The organism is Burkholderia sp. RF7-non_BP4 (assembly GCF_001521935.1).
GTDB lineage: Bacteria > Pseudomonadota > Gammaproteobacteria > Burkholderiales > Burkholderiaceae > Burkholderia > Burkholderia diffusa.
On sequence record NZ_LOTA01000034.1, the window covers coordinates 142111 to 160378 of the forward strand.

At 66.8% G+C, this 18268-nt stretch carries 20 protein-coding genes; 13 read left to right on the forward strand and 7 right to left on the reverse strand.

Features of this window, described 5'->3' with window-relative positions; genetic code table 11:
* Positions 1 to 95: 95 nt before the first annotated feature.
* From WS49_RS14495 to WS49_RS14545, 11 genes are all read left to right on the forward strand, one after another.
* On the forward strand, positions 96 to 497 hold the full coding sequence (locus WS49_RS14495; protein WP_009694817.1) for a DnaJ family domain-containing protein: 402 nt from the start codon (positions 96 to 98) through the stop codon (positions 495 to 497).
* Complete coding sequence (tadA, locus tag WS49_RS14500; RefSeq protein ID WP_059529566.1) at positions 494 to 1075, forward strand: tRNA adenosine(34) deaminase TadA; 582 nt, start codon at positions 494 to 496, stop codon at positions 1073 to 1075. The genes WS49_RS14495 and tadA overlap by 4 nt, the downstream gene beginning before the upstream one ends.
* Before the next feature lie 105 nt (positions 1076 to 1180).
* Positions 1181 to 2119 (forward strand): muramoyltetrapeptide carboxypeptidase, encoded by a 939-nt coding sequence (gene ldcA / locus WS49_RS14505; RefSeq protein WP_059529569.1) that lies wholly within the window; start codon positions 1181 to 1183, stop codon positions 2117 to 2119.
* 308 nt (positions 2120 to 2427) lie between these two features.
* The gene (locus WS49_RS14510) at positions 2428 to 3132 is read left to right on the forward strand and encodes a GntR family transcriptional regulator (protein WP_059529572.1); all 705 of its coding nucleotides are present in this window, start codon (positions 2428 to 2430) and stop codon (positions 3130 to 3132) included.
* 149 nt (positions 3133 to 3281) lie between these two features.
* The gene (locus WS49_RS14515; protein ID WP_059529575.1) at positions 3282 to 4766 is read left to right on the forward strand and encodes an NCS1 family nucleobase:cation symporter-1; all 1485 of its coding nucleotides are present in this window, start codon (positions 3282 to 3284) and stop codon (positions 4764 to 4766) included.
* A gap of 10 nt (positions 4767 to 4776) precedes the next feature.
* Positions 4777 to 5613, forward strand: a complete 837-nt coding sequence (locus WS49_RS14520; protein ID WP_059529578.1) for an aspartate/glutamate racemase family protein — start codon at positions 4777 to 4779, stop codon at positions 5611 to 5613.
* Positions 5614 to 5763: 150 nt separating this feature from the next.
* A complete protein-coding gene (gene puuE / locus WS49_RS14525) occupies positions 5764 to 6717 on the forward strand; it encodes an allantoinase PuuE (protein ID WP_059529581.1) in 954 nt (317 codons plus the stop codon).
* Positions 6714 to 7235, forward strand: a complete 522-nt coding sequence (gene uraD, locus WS49_RS14530) for a 2-oxo-4-hydroxy-4-carboxy-5-ureidoimidazoline decarboxylase (RefSeq protein WP_059529583.1) — start codon at positions 6714 to 6716, stop codon at positions 7233 to 7235. Before puuE ends, uraD begins: the two co-directional genes overlap by 4 nt.
* A gap of 61 nt (positions 7236 to 7296) precedes the next feature.
* The gene (alc, locus tag WS49_RS14535; protein ID WP_059529587.1) at positions 7297 to 8310 is read left to right on the forward strand and encodes an allantoicase; all 1014 of its coding nucleotides are present in this window, start codon (positions 7297 to 7299) and stop codon (positions 8308 to 8310) included.
* Positions 8307 to 8819: an ureidoglycolate lyase gene (locus WS49_RS14540; RefSeq protein ID WP_059529590.1), complete on the forward strand. Its 513-nt coding sequence runs from the start codon at positions 8307 to 8309 to the stop codon at positions 8817 to 8819. The genes alc and WS49_RS14540 overlap by 4 nt, the downstream gene beginning before the upstream one ends.
* A gap of 174 nt (positions 8820 to 8993) precedes the next feature.
* Positions 8994 to 9404 carry an ACT domain-containing protein gene (locus WS49_RS14545; protein ID WP_059529592.1) on the forward strand — a complete coding sequence of 137 codons (411 nt, stop codon included), beginning with the start codon at positions 8994 to 8996 and terminating at the stop codon, positions 9402 to 9404.
* A 102-nt stretch (positions 9405 to 9506) separates the two neighbouring features.
* On the opposite strand, the gene WS49_RS14550 is transcribed toward WS49_RS14545, so the two are convergent.
* Together WS49_RS14550 and uraH are read right to left on the reverse strand one after the other, a co-directional pair.
* Positions 9507 to 10700, reverse strand: a complete 1194-nt coding sequence (locus WS49_RS14550) for a urate hydroxylase PuuD (protein ID WP_059529595.1) — start codon at positions 10698 to 10700, stop codon at positions 9507 to 9509.
* 53 nt (positions 10701 to 10753) lie between these two features.
* Positions 10754 to 11107, reverse strand: coding sequence for a hydroxyisourate hydrolase (uraH, locus tag WS49_RS14555; RefSeq protein WP_011657188.1), 354 nt, complete (start codon positions 11105 to 11107; stop codon positions 10754 to 10756).
* Between the two features lie 512 nt (positions 11108 to 11619).
* Here uraH and WS49_RS14560 point away from each other — a divergent pair.
* Complete coding sequence (locus tag WS49_RS14560; protein ID WP_059529598.1) at positions 11620 to 13032, forward strand: 8-oxoguanine deaminase; 1413 nt, start codon at positions 11620 to 11622, stop codon at positions 13030 to 13032.
* 127 nt (positions 13033 to 13159) lie between these two features.
* Here the strand turns inward: WS49_RS14560 and WS49_RS14565 are convergent, their stop codons facing one another.
* Together WS49_RS14565 and WS49_RS14570 are read right to left on the reverse strand one after the other, a co-directional pair.
* The gene (locus WS49_RS14565; protein WP_006762467.1) at positions 13160 to 14089 is read right to left on the reverse strand and encodes a LysR substrate-binding domain-containing protein; all 930 of its coding nucleotides are present in this window, start codon (positions 14087 to 14089) and stop codon (positions 13160 to 13162) included.
* 221 nt (positions 14090 to 14310) lie between these two features.
* A complete protein-coding gene (locus WS49_RS14570) occupies positions 14311 to 14520 on the reverse strand; it encodes a dodecin (RefSeq protein WP_006755984.1) in 210 nt (69 codons plus the stop codon).
* 135 nt (positions 14521 to 14655) lie between these two features.
* Between WS49_RS14570 and WS49_RS14575 the strand changes: the two genes are divergently transcribed.
* On the forward strand, positions 14656 to 15549 hold the full coding sequence (locus WS49_RS14575; RefSeq protein WP_059529601.1) for an NAD(P)-dependent oxidoreductase: 894 nt from the start codon (positions 14656 to 14658) through the stop codon (positions 15547 to 15549).
* Positions 15550 to 15626: 77 nt separating this feature from the next.
* Here the strand turns inward: WS49_RS14575 and WS49_RS14580 are convergent, their stop codons facing one another.
* The 3 genes from WS49_RS14580 to WS49_RS14590 form a co-directional block, all read right to left on the reverse strand.
* Positions 15627 to 16073 (reverse strand): hypothetical protein, encoded by a 447-nt coding sequence (locus WS49_RS14580; RefSeq protein ID WP_027784713.1) that lies wholly within the window; start codon positions 16071 to 16073, stop codon positions 15627 to 15629.
* A gap of 331 nt (positions 16074 to 16404) precedes the next feature.
* A complete protein-coding gene (mscL, locus tag WS49_RS14585) occupies positions 16405 to 16836 on the reverse strand; it encodes a large conductance mechanosensitive channel protein MscL (protein ID WP_059529603.1) in 432 nt (143 codons plus the stop codon).
* A gap of 249 nt (positions 16837 to 17085) precedes the next feature.
* Positions 17086 to 18261: a tetratricopeptide repeat protein gene (locus WS49_RS14590; RefSeq protein WP_059529607.1), complete on the reverse strand. Its 1176-nt coding sequence runs from the start codon at positions 18259 to 18261 to the stop codon at positions 17086 to 17088.
* Positions 18262 to 18268: the final 7 nt, after the last annotated feature.

Below are 18268 nucleotides of genomic sequence, written 5' to 3' on the forward strand. Positions count from 1 at the left end.
CCCTAAAAACACAATATCGAGCATACCTTCGAAGGGCCTGTCATACGCACGTCACCCTGCTAGAATTCGGCTGCCGCATTTGTTCCGATTGACTGATGAGATTGCTTGACGCACTGGTCGAACAACGCATTGCCGCCGCCGCCGCGCGGGGCGAGTTCGACGATTTGCCGGGTACCGGCGCGCCGCAGGCGCTGGATGACGACCTGCTCGTACCCGAGGAGGTGCGGGTGGCCAACCGTATCCTGAAGAATGCGGGCTTCGTGCCGCCGGCCGTCGAGCAACTGCGCGCGCTGCGCAACCTGCAGGACGAACTGCAGGCGGTCAGCGATCGTGCCGCGCGCTGCCGGCTGCAGGCGAAGATCCTCGCCCTCGACATGGCGCTCGAATCGCTGCGCGGCGGCCCGATGGTGATGCCGCGCGACTATTGCCGGCGCATCGCGGAACGTCTGTGCGAGCGCGGGCTCGACGACGCGTCCGCCGAAGCGGGGCCGATGTGAGCGCCGACGCGCTGCACGACGCCGCAGCCGGATCGGCCGCAGCTCCCGATTCTCCCGTTCCCGAAGCCGTGCCCGTGTCGGCGCGCGACCTGCATTTCATGCGGCTCGCGCAGGCCGCCGCCGAAGAGGCGCGCGCGGCCGGCGAAGTGCCGGTCGGCGCGGTGCTCGTGCGTGGCGACGAGGTGATCGCACGCGGCTTCAACCATCCGATCGGCGGGCACGACCCGTCGGCCCATGCGGAAATGGCCGCGTTGCGCATGGCCGCTCAGCATCTGCAGAATTACCGGATGCCCGGCTGCGAGCTGTACGTGACGCTCGAGCCGTGCCTGATGTGCGCGGGCGCGATCATGCACGCGCGCATCGCGCGAGTCGTCTACGGCGCCGCCGATCCGAAGACGGGCGCGTGCGGCAGCGTGATCGACGCGTTCGCGAATCCTCAACTCAACCACCATACCGACGTGACCGGCGGCGTGCTCGCCGACGAGTGCGGCGCCGCGCTGAAGTCGTTCTTCGCGGAGCGCCGTCGCGCGCTGCGTGAGGCGCGGCTCGCACGCGACGCCGAATCCGGCGCGCCGTAACCCCTGCCGCGCCCGTCGCCTGGAGCGGGGCGGGCAGCACGGTTCCGTGAACCGGAGACGGTTCGGACCCTCTAAGCAGGTTTGACGATCCCGATACCTTTCGCCATGTCCCTCCAGCCCGCTGCGTCCTACACCATTCGCCTGCTGGCGCCGTCCGGCTACCCGCACGACCCCGATGCGATCAACCGCGCGCTCGAGCGCCTGAGCGGCTCGCAACATCGCATCGAGAACATCGAGGCGACGCAACGCCGCTTCCAGCGATTCGGCGGCACCGACGGCGAGCGGGCCGGCGACCTGAACCGCCTCGCGGATCCGGAGCGCGCGCTGCCGGACATCGCACTCGCGGTGCGCGGCGGCTACGGCGCCGCACGCATCCTGCACGGGCTCGACTATCGCGGGCTCGAGCGCCGCCTGCGCGACCAGCCGATCGCGCTCGTCGGCCACAGCGACTTCACCGCGATCCAGCTCGCGCTGTACGCGAAGGCGCGCATCAAGACGTTCGGCGGCCCGATGCTGTCGGCCGATTTCGGCGCGGAAACGCCGAGCGATTTCACGATGCAGCACTTCTGGCGGACGTTGTCGCAGCCGACCACGACGATCATCGCCGAGGCGCCGCAGGTGCAGACCGTGAACGTGACGGGCACGCTGTGGGGCGGCAACCTGGCGATCCTCACATCGCTCGTCGGCACGCCTTACATGCCCGACATCGAGGGCGGCATCCTGTTCGTCGAGGACGTCAACGAGCAGCCGTTCCGGATCGAACGGATGATCTACCAGTTGCACCTGTCGGGCGTGCTCGCGCGCCAGCAGGCGCTCGTGCTCGGCCAGTTCACGGGTGCGCGGCCGTTCGAGTACGACAACGGCTACGACATGCAGGCGATGATCGACCAGGTGCGCTCCGTGGTCGGTATTCCGGTCGTCACGGGGCTGCAGTTCGGCCACGTTCCCGACCTGCTGACGTTGCCGTTCGGTGCGCAGGCGCAGCTCGTCGCGAATGCGCACGGTTTCCGGCTCACGCTGTCGGACTATCCGCATCTCGGCTGAGTCGGGCAGTGACGATCGAAAGGCGGGGCTTCCCGCCTTTTTCTTTAAGTAAGCGCGCAACTAACGGTCATAAATTTTTGTCGCCGTCGATCGGGTTGGCGGCATCGCGTGCACCAGTTTTGTCAACAAAATGACCGGAAGGGTATACACCGTGAGCCGCGATGGGAAAGCAGCAGAGGCTTGCCATGCCTGGATTTGGTGTGCCGCGCACCGCTCTGATACAGGGGGATGCACGCAGATTGTGCGCATTCCGGGAAAAGAATTGTTGACAATCTTTATGTCCGTCCTAGGATGAGGACCATCACGCGATGCAGAACATGAACGACTCCGATACCCATCCGTCCGGCGTTGCCGGTCCCGAAGCGATCGCCGAGCGGATCCGCACGGCGATCCTCGAGCATCGGCTCGCGCCCGGCGCGAAGCTGACGGAGGCGCAGCTTTGCGACGTGTTCGGGGTGAAGCGCGGAACGATCCGGCAGGCGCTTTCGCAGCTCGCGGCCGACAAACTGGTCGATCTCGAGCCGAATCGCGGTGCGTTTGTCGCGAGTCCGACGCTGCAGGACGTGCACGAGGTGTTCGAGATGCGCCGGATCATCGAGCTGGCCGTCGTCGAGCGGCTCGCGACGGGGCCGGGCGCGAAGCGGCTGAAGGGCGTTGCGGCGCTGATCGACAAGGAACGCAAGGCGTTCGAGCGGCACGATTTCGCGGCGTGGATCCGCCTGTCGGGCGAATTCCACACGGCGCTCGCGGCGCTGACGGGCAATGCGACGCTCTGCGAGTGCCTCGACGGGCTCGTCGCACGCTCGACGTTGATGTCGGCGCTGTATGAATCGCACGGGCGCAGCCCGTGCTCGTGCGACGACCATGACGAGATCCTGACCGCGCTGGAGGCGGGCGATTCGAAGCGGGCGGTGACGCTGATGGCGCACCACCTGCAGCATGTCGAACTGAAGATGCTGGACCGGCCCGCGCAAGGGCAGGTCGATTTGCGCGAAGTGTTCGGCGGCGCCTGAGCGGCGACGCGAATCCGGCCGCGCGCCACACGACGAGAGCAATGCAGGCCGGCGGTTTGCACCGCCGGCCGCCAGTCCGACTCCGGGCGATGATCCGGAGCGATATCGATGACGGTGGAGCGGCTGGTTGGCCGCGTCAAGGAGAAGTCATGGCTCAGTTCAGTGTGGCGCACGACAGCGCTTATCCGGCGGAAGAAGGCGGCGAGGGCGGTGGACCCGTGTTGCCGGACGGTTACAGTCAACGTTTGTACAACGAAGATTTGGCACCCCTTAAGAATCAGACTTGGGGCGCCTACAACATCTTCGCGTTCTGGATGTCGGACGTGCACAGCGTCGGCGGCTATGTGTTCGCGGGCAGCCTGTTCGCGCTCGGGCTGACGAGCTGGCAGGTGCTGATCGCGCTGATCGTCGGCATCACGATCGTGAACCGGCTGTGCAACCTGATCGCGCGACCGAGCCAGCAGATCGGCGTGCCGTATCCGGTCGCGTGCCGCGCGACGTTCGGCGTGCTCGGTGCGAACGTGCCGGCCGTGATCCGCGGGCTGATCGCGATCGCGTGGTACGGCATCCAGACCTATCTCGCATCCAGTGCGCTCGTGATCGTCGTGCTGAAGTTCTTTCCGCAATGGCTGCCGTATGCGGACGTCCATCGCTACGGCTTCCTCGGGCTGTCGGCGGTCGGCTGGGCCGGCTTCATGCTGCTGTGGGTGCTGCAGGCGCTCGTGTTCTGGAACGGGATGGAGACGATCAAGAAATTCATCGACTTCGCGGGCCCGGCCGTCTACGTCGTGATGTTCATCCTGGCCGGCTACATGGTGTGGCGCGCGGGCTGGCGCAACATCGGCATCAACCTCGGCGGCGTCAAGTATCACGGCGCGGAAGTGATTCCGGTGATGATCACGGCCGTGTCGCTCGTCGTGTCGTACTTCTCCGGGCCGATGCTCAATTTCGGCGACTTCTCGCGCTACTGCCGCTCGTTCGGCGACGTGAAGCGCGGCAACTTCTGGGGGCTGCCGGTCAACTTCCTCGCGTTCTCGCTCGTCACGGTGATCACCACCGCCGCGACGCTTCCGGTGTTCGGTGAACTCATCACCGATCCCGTCGAGACGGTCGGCCGCATCGACCATCCGACCGCCGTGATCCTCGGCGCGCTGACGTTCACGATCGCGACGATCGGCATCAACATCGTCGCGAACTTCGTGTCGCCCGCGTTCGACTTCTCGAACGTCGCGCCGCGGCTGATCAGCTGGCGCGCGGGCGGGATGCTCGCGGCCGTCGCGTCGATCTTCATCACGCCGTGGAACCTGTTCAACAACCCGGCCGTGATCCACTACACGCTCGACGTGCTCGGCGCGTTCATCGGCCCGCTGTACGGCGTGCTGATCGCCGACTTCTACCTCGTCAAGCGCGGCCGGCTCGTGCGCGACGACCTGTACACGATGTCGGAGCGCGGCACCTACTGGTACACGGGCGGCGTGAACCGCCGCGCGCTCGCCGCGCTGCTGCCGGCCGCGGTGATCGCCGTCATCTGCGTGATGGTGCCGGGCTGGCAGGCCGCCGCGAACTTCTCGTGGTTCATCGGCGCCGGGCTCGGTTTCGTGTTCTACCGGCTGCTCGTTCGCACGAAGGCCTGAGGAGCGCGCGATGAAGATCAAGCTGATCAATCCGAACACGACGCAGCGGATGACCGATGCGATGGGCCGCTGCGCGCGTGAAATCGCGGCGGCAGGCACCGAGATCGTCGCGGTGAGCCCGCCGATGGGGCCGCCGTCGATCGAAGGCTATTACGATGAGGCGCTCGCGACGCCCGGGCTTCTGGCCGAGGTCGCGCAGGGCGAGCGCGACGGCTGCGACGCGTACGTGATCGCGTGTTTCGGCGACCCGGGCCTTTATGCGGCGCGCGAACTCGCGCGCGGGCCGGTGATCGGGATCGCCGAGGCGGCGATGCATGCGGCGAGCGTGCTCGCGCCGGGCTTCTCGGTCGTCACGACCCTCGCGCGCACCTGCGGGATGGCGTGGCATCTCGCCGAGCGCTACGGGATGAAGCGATTCTGCCGCAACGTGCGGGCAACCGACGTCGCGGTGCTCGAACTCGATCGGCCCGGTTCGGCCGCGCGGCGGATCATCGTCGACGAATGCCGGCGCGCGCTCGACGAGGACGGCGCCGACGCGATCGTCCTCGGCTGCGCCGGGATGGCCGAATTCGCGCACGAGATCGAGCAGCAGATCGGCGCGCCGGTCGTGGAAGGCGTCACGGCGGCCGTCAAGTGGGCCGAGGCGCTCGTCGCGCTGCGCCTCGCGACCGCGAAGCGCGGCGACTATGCGCGGCCGCTGCCGAAGCGCTACGACGGCGAATTCGCGCGTTTCAGCCCGCCGGAGGACGCGCCCGCGCCCGCGTCGGCCGCCGCCACGGCGCGAAGCGGGAGCGCCGCGTCGGAACCGGTCCCGAATTTGCCGCAACCGCACATACACGCCGTCTGACATGCACTATCTGCGCCGCTGTATGGGCGCGTATGAACGTTTTCGCTACACTGGGCCGTCATCGCATCGGCCCGTGCGGCCGGCCTCCGGCACCCGCGCGGGTCGATGCGAACCCATTACTTCAGCAAGTTTTCGCCGCACTTCGAACCCATGTCACTCGATCCCAACTATCCTCGCGACCTGATCGGCTACGGCCGCCATCCCGTGCAGGCGAACTGGCCCGGGCGTGCCCGCGTCGCCGTGCAATTCGTGCTGAACTACGAGGAGGGCGGCGAGAACTGCGTGCTGCACGGCGACCCGGGCTCCGAGCAGTTCCTGTCCGAAATCGTCGGCGCGGCCGCGTATCCGGATCGCCACATGAGCATGGAATCGATCTACGAATACGGGTCGCGTGCCGGCGTGTGGCGCATCCTGCGCGAATTCGAGAAGCGCGGGCTGCCGCTGACGGTCTTCGGCGTGGGCATGGCGATCGAGCGTCATCCTGAACTCGCGCGCGCATTCGTCGAGCTCGGCCACGAGATCGCGTGCCACGGCTGGCGCTGGATCCACTATCAGAGCATGACGCCCGAGCTCGAGGCCGAGCACATGCGCCTCGGGATGGAAGCGATCGAGCGCGTGACGGGCGAGCGTCCGCTCGGCTGGTACACCGGTCGCGACAGCCCGAACACGCACCGTCTCGTCGCGGAATACGGCGGCTTCCTGTACGACTCCGACAACTACGGCGACGACCTGCCGTTCTGGATGGACGTCGAGGTGTCGGGCGGCGGGACGTCGCCGCAGCTGATCGTCCCGTACACGCTCGATACGAACGACATGCGCTTCGCGACGCCGCAGGGCTTCAACACCGGCGATCACTTCTTCGACTACCTGCGCGACGCGTTCGACGTGCTGTACGCGGAGGGCGACGACGCGCCGAAGATGCTGTCGATCGGCATGCACTGCCGTCTGCTCGGCCGGCCGGGACGTTTCCGCGGGCTGCAGCGTTTCCTCGATCACATCGAGAAGCACGATCGCGTATGGGTGACGCGCCGTGTCGATATCGCGCGTCATTGGCGTGAACATCATCCGTATCAGCCCAATCATCGAAACGAAGGGAAAGCATGAAGGCGATGCGTTACACGTTGGAGCAACTGAACACGATGGCGCCGAGCGCATTCGTCGCGGCGCTGTCGGGGATCTTCGAACATTCGCCGTGGGTGGCCGAGGTCGCCGCGGGCGAGCGGCCGTTCGTGAGCATCGACGCGCTGCACGAGACGATGTCGAACGCGGTGGAGACGGGCGGCGAAGCGCGCCAGCTCGCATTGATCAACGCTCACCCGGAGCTGGCCGGCAAGGCCGCCGTGCGCGGCGAGCTGACGGCCGAGTCGACCCGCGAGCAGAGCGGCGCGGGTCTCGACCAGTGCACGCAGGAAGAGTTCGACAAGCTGCTGACGCTGAACCGCACGTATCGCGAGAAGTTCGGCTTCCCGTTCATCCTCGCGGTGCGCGGCTACGACCGGCACGGCATCATCGCGAACTTCGAGTCGCGCGTGAATCATTCGCGCACCGAGGAACTGCGCGCGAGCCTCGACCAGATCTACCGGATCGCGCGCTTTCGCCTCGACGACCTGATCGACGCCTGACACCTCACGACGGCCTGCTGCGTCGCGGCGGCCGATCGCATCACTGAAACAAGGAAACATCATGGCTGTTCCGCTTCTCGATCCCGACGCCCCCGACTTCACGCGGCGCTACGTGAACCTCGCCGACCCGCGCCTCGGTGCGCAGTCGCTCGAGGCCAGCGACGATTTCTTCGCGCCGAAGGACCGAATGTTGAACCCCGAGCCGGCGGTGTTCATCCCCGGCAAGTACGACGACCACGGCAAGTGGATGGACGGCTGGGAGACGCGCCGCAAGCGTACGACGGGCTATGACTGGTGCATCGTCAAGCTCGCGCGACCGGGCGTGATCAAGGGCTTCGACATCGACACGAGCCACTTCACCGGCAACTTCCCGCCGGCCGCGTCGATCGAGGCGGCATACGTGGCCGACGGCGCACCGACGCATGCGACGGAATGGGTCGAGATCGTGCCGTCGACGACGCTGCAGGGCAACAGCCATCACTATGTCGAAGCGCGCGACGCGCGTGCGTTCACGCACCTGCGCGTGAACATCTATCCGGATGGCGGCATCGCGCGCCTGCGCGTGTATGGCCAGCCGCAGCTCGACTGGGCCGGCGCGAGCGCGACCGAGCAGTTCGACCTCGCGGCGATGGAAAACGGCGGCTACGTGGTGGCCGCGAACAACCAGCATTTCGGCGTCGCGTCGAACCTGCTGCTGCCGGGCCGCGGCGTGAACATGGGCGATGGCTGGGAAACCCGCCGCCGCCGCGAACCGGGCAACGACTGGGCGATCATCGCGCTCGCGCAGCCCGGCGTGATCCGCAAGATCGAAGTCGATACCGCGTTCTTCAAGGGCAACTATCCGGACCGCTGCTCGATCCAGGCCGCGTACGTGTCGGGCGGCACCGACAGCTCGCTGATCACGCAGTCGATGTTCTGGCCGGTGCTGCTCGGCGAACAGAAGCTGCAGATGGACAAGCAGCATTACTTCGAGCACGAGATCGCATCGCTGGGCCCGGTGACTCACGTGCGCCTGAACATCATTCCGGACGGCGGCGTGTCGCGCCTGCGTCTGTGGGGGACGCTCGACAAATGAAGACGCTCGCAATCGAACCGCTGACCAAGGACGCGTTCGCGCCGTTCGGCGACGTGATCGAAACGGACGGCGCGAAGCAGATTCCGATCAACCTCGGCACGACGATCCGCTTTCACGATCTCGCGAAGGTCGACGTGACCGACGAAGACGGCCGCACGCTCGTCAACCTGTTCCGCGGCCAGCCGCGCACGCTGCCGTTCGAGGTGAAGATGCTCGAGCGTCATCCGCTCGGCAGCCAGGCGTTCGTGCCGCTGAACGACCAGCCGTATCTCGTCGTCGTCGCGCCGGCGGGCGATCTCGATCCGTCGAAGATCCGTGCGTTCGTGACGAGCGGGTGGCAGGGCGTGAACTATGCGAAGGGCGTGTGGCATCACCCGCTGATCGCGCTCGGCGGCGTCAGCGACTTCATCGTCGTCGATCGCGGCGGCGACGGCCTGAATCTGAACGAGCAGGACCTGCAGGAATCGCTGTGGCTCACCGAGGACGCGCTGGATGCACTGACGGCCTGAGCAGCATTTCGACAGTACCGTTTCATCGAAGAGACCCGCGCGATCTGCGCGGGTTTTTTTTATGCTCGCCGCGCGCACAGGCCCATGACGTTGCCGCTACGTCGAAGACGTCGATCGCGTGCTATCGTGCCCGCATCGCCACCGCACGACGCCCGGTTCCCGGGCCGTACCACGATGAGCCAACCTGAAAACGACCTCGCGATCCTGTTGCGCACGATGCAGCCCGAACTGCATCGCGGTGCGTTCGCGTTCGTCGCGCTGCCGGCCGATGCCGACATATCGTTATCCGAAGCGATTGCAACGTTCCGCGAAACGAAAGGCATGACCGTCGTCGTCGACGAGGAAACGGCCGCACGTCGCGGCTGGCCGGTGCTGTTCCGCGCAGCGTGGATCACGCTGACGGTGCATTCGGACCTCGCGGCGGTCGGCCTGACGGCCGCGTTCGCGAGCGCCCTCGGCTCGGCCGGCATCAGCTGCAACGTGATGGCCGCCGCGTATCACGATCACATCTTCGTGCCGTTCGACGACGGCCCGCGTGCGCTCGACGCGCTCGTCGCGCTGCAGCGCGACGCGATGCGAAGCTAGCGGGAGACACGTTCCGCGCGGGCAAAAAAACGGGCCCGTTTCCGGGCCCGCGAACGGAGAGGACTGCACCGACCAACCAAGCGGTGGCCGGCGCAGGGCGGCTTACTTGACCGCGCCGCCCTCGAACCAGGCGGCGAGCTTCACGCGCTCGTCGTCGGTCATGTGCGTGACGTTGCCGATCGGCATCGCCTTCAGGCGCACGGCCTGTTCGTAGATGCGTTGTGCGTTCTTCGATACCTCGTCCGGCGTGTCGAACATCACGCCGGCGGGCGCGCTGCCCATCAGCGTCGGCTTTGCCGAGTGGCACTCGACGCAGCGCTGCTGCAGGATCGGCATGATGTCGTTGATCACGATCTTCGGTGCGTTCGCCGCCTGCGCTTCCGGTGCGACCGGCTTCGGCATCGTCCACACCAGTGCGCCCGACAGCAGCGCGACGCCGCCGATCGGCAGGTACCACAGCTGCTTGCCGCGGTGACGCATCACGAAGAACTGACGGATCAGCGCGCCGGCCAGCATGATCAGCACGAGCACGACCCAGTTGAACTTGTTCGTATACGTCATCGCATAGTGGTTCGACAGCATCGCGAACACGACCGGCAGCGTGAAATACGTGTTGTGCACCGAACGCTGCTTGCCGCGCTTGCCGTAGATCGGGTTCGGCTCTTCGCCCTTGAGCATCTTGTCGACCATCTTGCGCTGGCCCGGGATGATCACGAAGAACACGTTCGCCGACATGATCGTCGCGAGCATCGCGCCGACGATCAGGTACGCCGCACGGCCCGAGAAGATGTGGCACGCGAGGTACGCGGCGACGACGACGTAGAGGCCGACGCAGATGCCCAGCACGCGATCGTTGGTGCCGAGGATGCGGCACAGCGAGTCGTAGACGATCCAGCCGGCCGCGAGGAAGCCGAGGGCGGACGCGACGGCGACCACGGGGCCCATGTCGAGCACGCTCTTGTCGATCAGATACGTGTTCGGTGCGAGCAGGTACAGCACGAAGAACAGCGAGAAGCCAGACAGCCAGGTCGTGTACGACGGCCACTTCGACCAGTGCAGGTCATCCGGCATTTCCGGCGGGGCGACCGTGTACTTCTGCATGTTGTAGAAACCGCCGCCGTGGACGTGCCACAGCTCGCCGAACACGCCGCGCTTGCGCTGGTTCGCGTCGGTCGGCGGTTTCAGGCTGTTGTCGAGCGCGACGAAATAGAAGGACTCGCCGATCCACGCAATGGCGACGATGACGTGCAGCCATCGCAGCGCGAGGTTCAGCCAGTCGGTGATGAAGCCTTCCATGAAACTCCTCCAGACTCAGATCGTTGTCTTTGATGCGGGCGCCGATGCGTGTGTCAGCTGCCGCGATAGGTGCTGTACGACCACGGCGACACGAGCAGCGGCACGTGGTAGTGCGATGCGGTGTCGGCGATGCCGAAGCGCAGCACGACGCGGTCGACGAAGCGGGGTTCGGGCACCTTCACGCCGAGCGACGCGAAGTAGTCGCCGGCATGGAACACGAGTTCGTATTCGCCGGCGGCGAGCGCGGCGCCTTCGAGCAGGGGTTCGTCGCAGCGGCCGTCGCTATTGGTCAGCACGGTCTTGATCGCGCGGCGCGATTCGCCGTCCAGCGCGTAGAGGTCCACCTTGATGGCAGCGCCGGGGCGACCGTGTGCCGTATCGAGTACGTGGGTAGTGAGCTTTCCCATTCGCAATTGTCCTTGTGTGAATGCGAGGTTCGGCGGCGACTCGATCCATTGACTGTGCGGCGGATCGAGGCTCCACGTCACGTGGCTACATACCCGTCGGCGAGATTGAAGCGAGCGCCGTGCAGGCATTGTAAAAAGGTTCCCCGTGCAAATACGGGCGCGATATCAAAGATAATGCGCCGCGCATGAACCGCTGTCGACGCCCTGCCGGAAGCGGCCGGCGGCCCGGGATTCCGGCGCCTGCCGGGGCCGCGCGCGGCGTACCATATCGAATCCGTGAAGCGCGGTATTCCGGATCGCGCATTGTGCGTTGCGCGCGCTTGGGCGATGCTCCCGCCGTGCGCGTCGGGCCGTGGGCCCGCGCGTACCCCGAAGACGGCATTCACGCCGGGTAACCGGGCCAGCGCGTTCGAACGGACGCAGGCACCGGGGCGTGCCGCGAATCAGCGTTCGAACGGCCTTGTGACGGTCTCCGGGAGCGGCTCCCGGGGGCAGAACGACGCGGAGAACGCATGAACCTCGAGCAGCACGCCGGCGCACGCGCGCCGCACCCATCCTCATCCCGCCCGACGACCCTGCTGGTCAAGCACGCCGACGTGCTCGTGACCATGGACGACACGCGCCGCGAATTGCGCGACGCGGGCCTGTATATCGAAGACAACCGGATCGTCGCGGTCGGCCCGAGCGCCGAGTTGCCCGATACCGCCGACGAAGTGCTCGACCTGCGCGGCCACCTCGTGATCCCGGGGCTCGTGAACACGCATCACCACATGTACCAGAGCCTCACGCGCGCGGTGCCGGCCGCGCAGAACGCCGAGCTGTTCGGCTGGCTCACGAACCTGTATCGGATCTGGGCGCACCTGACGCCCGAGATGATCGAGGTGTCGACGCTGACCGCGATGGCCGAGCTGCTGCAGTCGGGTTGCACGACGTCGAGCGATCATCTGTACATCTATCCGAATGGCAGCCGGCTCGACGACAGCATCGGCGCCGCGCAGCGAATCGGCATGCGCTTTCACGCGAGCCGCGGCGCGATGAGTGTCGGCCAGCGCGACGGCGGGCTGCCGCCCGATTCGGTCGTCGAGCGCGAGCCCGACATCCTGCGCGACGCGCAGCGCCTGATCGAGACCTATCACGACGAAGGTCGCTACGCGATGCTGCGGGTGGTGGTCGCGCCGTGCTCGCCGTTCTCGGTGAGCCGCGGCCTGATGCGCGACGCGGCCGTGCTGGCGCGCGACTACGGCGTGTCGCTGCACACGCACCTGGCCGAGAACGTCAACGACATCGCGTACAGCCGCGAGAAGTTCGGGATGACGCCCGCCGAATACGCGGAAGATCTCGGCTGGGTCGGCCACGACGTATGGCACGCGCACTGCGTGCAGCTCGACGATGCGGGCATCGGCCTGTTCGCGCGCACCGGCACCGGCGTCGCGCACTGTCCATGTTCGAACATGCGGCTCGCGTCGGGTATCGCGCCGGTGAAGAAGATGCGTCTCGCGGGCGTGCCGGTCGGGCTCGGCGTCGACGGTTCCGCGTCGAACGACGGCGCGCAGATGGTCGCGGAAGTGCGGCAGGCGCTGCTGCTGCAGCGGGTCGGTTTCGGGCCCGACGCGATGACCGCGCGCGAGGCGCTCGAGATCGCGACGCTGGGCGGCGCGAAGGTGCTGAACCGCGACGACATCGGCGCGCTGAAGCCCGGCATGGCCGCGGACTTCGCCGCATTCGACCTGCGCCAGCCGCTGTTCGCGGGCGCGCTGCACGATCCGGTCGCGGCGCTCGTGTTCTGCGCGCCGTCGCAGACGGCGTACACGGTGGTGAACGGGAAGGTAGTGGTGCGGGAAGGGCGGCTCGCGACGCTCGACCTGCCGCCGGTCATCGAGCGTCACAACGCGCTGGCGCAGGCACTCGTGGAGGCGTCGCGCTGACGCATCGATGTGAAGGCCGCGCCGCGCGCCGCGGATCGGGCGCGCGGTGGCGGTCGCGGCCGCCACATGCCGCGCATCGCACCGGGCCGCACCGCGACGGCATGGCCGGCGCGTGCGTCGTGCGCGCTTACGCCTCGATCAGCGTGCGGGTCGCTTCGGCGACGAGGCTGCGCAACCAGCGCACCTCGTCGGAGTAGTGGCAGCGTTCGTGCCACAGCTGGTAATACTGCATCGGCGGAAAGTCGAGCGGCGCCGGCACGACCGACAGCGGCAGGAATTTCGCGTAGTGATCGGCGAACAGGCGCGTCGTCGTGAAGATCAGGTCGGACTTCACCAGCACGTACGGTGCGAGGTTGAAGTACGGCAGCGTGACGACCACGTGACGCTTGAGCCGTTCGCGCGCGAGATGCACGTCGATCGCGCCGCGCTGACCGACCGAGTACGGCGTCGGCGCGAGATGCGGCGCGTTCAGGTACTGGTCGAGCGTGAGGCCGCCGCGCTTCGCGAACGGATGCGTGTTGCTCATCAGGCAGACGATTTCGTCGACGAACAGGTTCGACAGGTGCAGTTGCTCGGGCGGCTCGGGCCAGTTCCCGACGACGATGTCGAGCTTGCCGTCTTCCAGCGCGAGCTCGTAGTCGAATGCGGGGCCGAGCGAGTGGAACTCGAGCGTCGCGTTCGGCGCCGCCTGGCGGAAGCGTTCGACGACGGTCGGCACGAACAGCACGTTCAGGTAGTCGGGGCAGCCGATCCGATAGCAGCGGATCGACGTGGCCGGGTCGAAATTGTGCTGCTGGAACTTGATGCGCTCGATTTCGCGCAGTGCGTTCTGCACCGGCTCGAGCAGGCGCAATCCGTATTCGGTCGGGACCATGCCGGACTTGCCGCGCACGAGCAGCGGGTCGCCGGTGATGTCGCGCAGGCGCCGCAGTGCGGCGCTGATCGCCGGTTGCGACTGGTTCAGTTTGACGGCCGCGCGCGTGACGCTGCGCTCCATCAACAAGGTATGCAAGACGCGCAAGAGGTACGTGTCGATCGCCTCGCGTTGCTGACTCATGATTTCTCCAGTTTATATGGCTGGGCTGATCGAGGGGTGATGTGGGTATATGGTTTTTAATATGAACGAAAGTCAGCGTCAAGAGATGGATACCCGCACACGCGCGCCGGCCGGGCCTCGCGAAGGGGGCTGAACGGGGCGTGATGCGGGTGGGCGCGGCACCGCGCGGATGCGCATTGCACGCATCCGGTGGCTAAGGCACCGCGCGTGACGCGCGTGCGTCAGTCGTCGATGCGCATGCCGACTTTCAGCGTGACCTGCCAGTGGATGACCTGGTCGCCTTCGATGTGGCCGCGCGTTTCGGTGACCTGGAACCAGTGCAGGTTGTGCAGCGTCTTGCCGGCTTTCGAGATCGCGTTGCGGATGGCGTCGTCGCACGATTGCCGCGATGAACCGGTCAGTTCGATCAGCTTGTAGACGTGGTCGCTCATGATGCGCTCCCTGGGTTGTCGGTGTGTGCGGCCGGCGCAAGCGGCGGGCCCGAGACGGCGCCGTGCGTGTCCGGCTTCTTGAGTGATAGGTATGATGGGCGGCAAGTGCAACCCCAATTGGAGACGAGGAACATCGTGGAAGTCGGATTTTGCGGACCGGGATTGATGGGCGCGCCGATGATTCGGCATTTGCTGGCGGCGGGCCATCGGGTCAGCGTATGGAACCGGACGCGCGCCAAGGCCGAGGCGCTTGAAAAGGATGGTGCGCAGGTGGTCGACACGCCGCGCGAACTGGCCGAGCGTGTCGACACGGTGTTCGTGTGCGTGCTCGACGGCCGCGCGGTCGGCGACGTCGCGTTCGGCGAGCACGGGCTCCTTGCCGGCGATGCGAATGCGCGCCGCCTGAAGCGCATCGTCGATCATTCGAGCATTCCGCCTGCGGCGACGCGCGACTACGCGGCGCGCGCGGCCGCGCTCGGGGTCGGCTGGATCGACGCGCCGGTGTCGGGCGGCGTGCCCGGCGCGCAGGCCGGCACGCTCGCGGTGATGGCGGGCGGCGGCGCGGCCGACCTCGACGCGGTGCGGCCGCTGATCGACACCTATGCGTCGCGCATCACGCACATGGGCGACGCGGGCGCGGGCCAGACCGCGAAACTCTGCAACCAGGCGATCGTTACCGCGACGGTGACCGCGATCGCGGAAGCGGTCGGCCTCGCCCAGGCGAGCGGCATCGACGCCGCGCGTCTGGCCGACGCGCTGGCGGGCGGGTGGGCCGATTCGGTGCTGCTGCAGACCTTCGTGCCGCGCATGACGTCAGGCGGTCATCCGCCGATCGGCGCGCTGAGCACGTTCCAGAAGGACGTCGACGCGATCGCCGACGCCGCGCGCGACACCGGCGCGGTAATGCCCGTATCGGCCACGGTGCAGCAGGTGCTGCGGCTGGGCGCCGCGCAGGGGCTCGCCGGTGCCGATTTCGCCGCGTTCATCGACATCGTCCGGCCCAGCAACGGGCGCGCGACGGCGCAGTGATCGCGCGGCGACGGTGAAGCGGGAAGCCTGAATGGCCGATGGGCCGCCCGGAGGCGGCCCATCGTGTCGGTGTCGGTTCAGCCGAGGGAGCGCGGTGTCGTATCGCCGGCGTTCTGGCGTCCGAGGCCGCCGCGCAGGCTCGCCTTCGTGCCTGCACCAAATTCGGGCAGGATGCGCGCGCGGGCGCGGCTCGCGAACACGAGGAAGCCGAAGCCGTTCGCCTCGTACCAGTACCCGCCGTTCTCGAGGCCGTCGAGCGGTTGTTCGAGTGCGTTGGCGATCGATTCGATGCAGCGCTTGCGCAGTTCGGCGATGGCCGGATAGGGCGGCTGAGCGCCGCGCACGCTGCACAGGAGCACGTCGAGGCCGGGCAGCACATGCGCGTAGAGGACGGGCTCGTCCTGCGCACGGGCGCGGGCAATCTTGGTGTCGAGCTGCGCGAACGGTTTCGAGTGGCGCAATACCGCGAGGAACGACTCCTGGCCGTCCTGTTGCGCACGTCGACGTTTTTTCGGGAAGGACATAAACACTCGCCTCAAAAACAATTGCAAGAAATGCGGCACTTTCATGCGACCCACTCCCGGCTATGTACGCCGCATGTCGATCCTTTATAGCACACGAAAATGCTGCACTCGTGCGGTACGACGATCAATGTCTCCCGTCGACCCGCTTGCCACGATGATCGACACAGCCAGCGTCTTGGCGCCCGTACTGTCGTTTAGTCTCCATCATAGACCTGCTTTTCCCGCGCGTGCATTCGCGCGTCACAAAAAAGTGAGACAGGCCGCGCACGGCGCGCGCCCATGAAAAAGGCCCGCACTTGGCGGGCCCGGCGGATGCTGCGTCGCGCGGTGCTCAGCGTTGCTTGAGCGAATCGCGGATCTCGCGCAGCAGCACGGTGTCTTCCGGCGTCGCGGCCGGCGCGGCTTCGTCAGGCTTGCGCAGCTTGTTGATGAATTTCACCATCAGGAAGATGATGAACGCGAGGATCACGAAATTGATCGCCACGGTGATGAACGAGCCGTAGCCGAATGCGGCGACGCCCGCGGCCTGCAGGTCCTTGAACGAATCGGGATTACCCTTGAACGACGGAGGGATGGTGCCGAGCAGAACGAACTTGTTCGAGAAATCCAGACCGCCCGTCAGCACGCCGATGACCGGCATGATGAGGTCTTTCACGACCGAGTCGACGATCTTCGAGAATGCGCCACCGATGATCACGCCGACGGCGAGATCCATCACATTGCCTTTGACGGCGAACTCCTTGAATTCCTTGATTATGCTCATGAGCGGCTTTCTCCTGGTTGGGCGAGGGGAGGCGTGCCGCGACACGCAGGGCTGCGAAGCGTCTGGCGGGTCGGAGGGGGATCGGAGGCACGCCGATGGCCGCATGATAGCGAACGTGCCCCATTGCCGGTAGCCCATCTTGAAATGATTAACAAATCACGGACGGGGCCGGCGCGAGCGGAAATGAAAGGAAGCGCGGTGTGAGGCGGCGGGCGCGGCGCGATGCGTCGACGCCCGCGTGTGCACGGCTCAGGTGTTGTCGTCGGTCCAGCCGTCGTCGTTGCTGCCGAGATCGACGCCGCCACCGCCGTTGCCGTCGCTCCAGTTCGAGCTGTCGCCGCGGCCGAAGTCGAAGCCCGGATCGTTGTTTTCCTGGCGCCGGCGCTGGTCGTCGACGATCACGTCGCGTTCGACCACGCGTTCGCGGCCGCCGGACATCGCCTCGCCGAGCAGCACGCCCGTCAGCAGCCCGCCCATTCCGCCGCCGAAGCCACCGCCTTGCTGAACCACGACGGGCGGCTGCTGTTGCGGATACGGCTGCTGCGGGTACGGTTGCTGCTGATATGGCTGGCCTTGCATGCCGGTCATGCGATCGGCTTCCTGCGCATACACGGAGCCGCCGCCGTTCGCGGGCGCCGCGGGCTGCGCGCTCGGATCGGGGCGGCCCTCGACGCGCGCTTTCACGCTCGCATGTCGCTGTTCGAGTTCGTCGATGCGATACGGCGGCACCGGGTTCTTGCCGTTCGACAGCGTCTCGACGAGCGTGCGTGCATCGGTCTCGATGCCTTCGAGTTCGCCGGTGAGCGCGGCGGCGCCCGGCGCCGTCGACAGCTTCGCGTCGAGTTTCAGCGGACGGATGTCGTTCAGCACGTCGGTCGCGCGCTTCAATTGCGTGCGGCGTTCGTCGTCGGCGCGGCTGTTGTCGGCGGAGCGCGCGCGCCGCAACGTCCAGCGCAGCACCAACGCGATGATCGCGACGATCAGCCCGAGGCCGATCCACATGCCGGTCGACGGACCGTGTTTCTCGACCGGCGCGGCGGGCGCGAGCGACGACTGCAACGAACCGGCCTGGGTGGCCGACGGTGCGTTGCCGCTGGTGCGTGCGGCGTCGGCGCGAATGCGCGATTCGGTCTGCGCGAAACGCGACGCGTCGGTGAAGCGCAGTTGCGGATCGAGCGACTTCGCCCGCTGCAGTTGCGCGAGCGCGTCGGACGCGCGGCCTTCGCGGTCCAGCACCTGGGCGTACAGGTAGCGCGCATGCGCATTGTTCGGATGCGCGTCGATGACTTGCGACAGCTGCGTGTCGGCTTGCTGCCAGTTGCGCTGCGCGATCGATTGCTCGACCTGCTGCAGCGACGGGACCGCAAACGCGGCGGACGACAGCAGCATCAGCGAAAGGCCGAGAGCGGCGAGAGATTTCTTCATGGTCGAA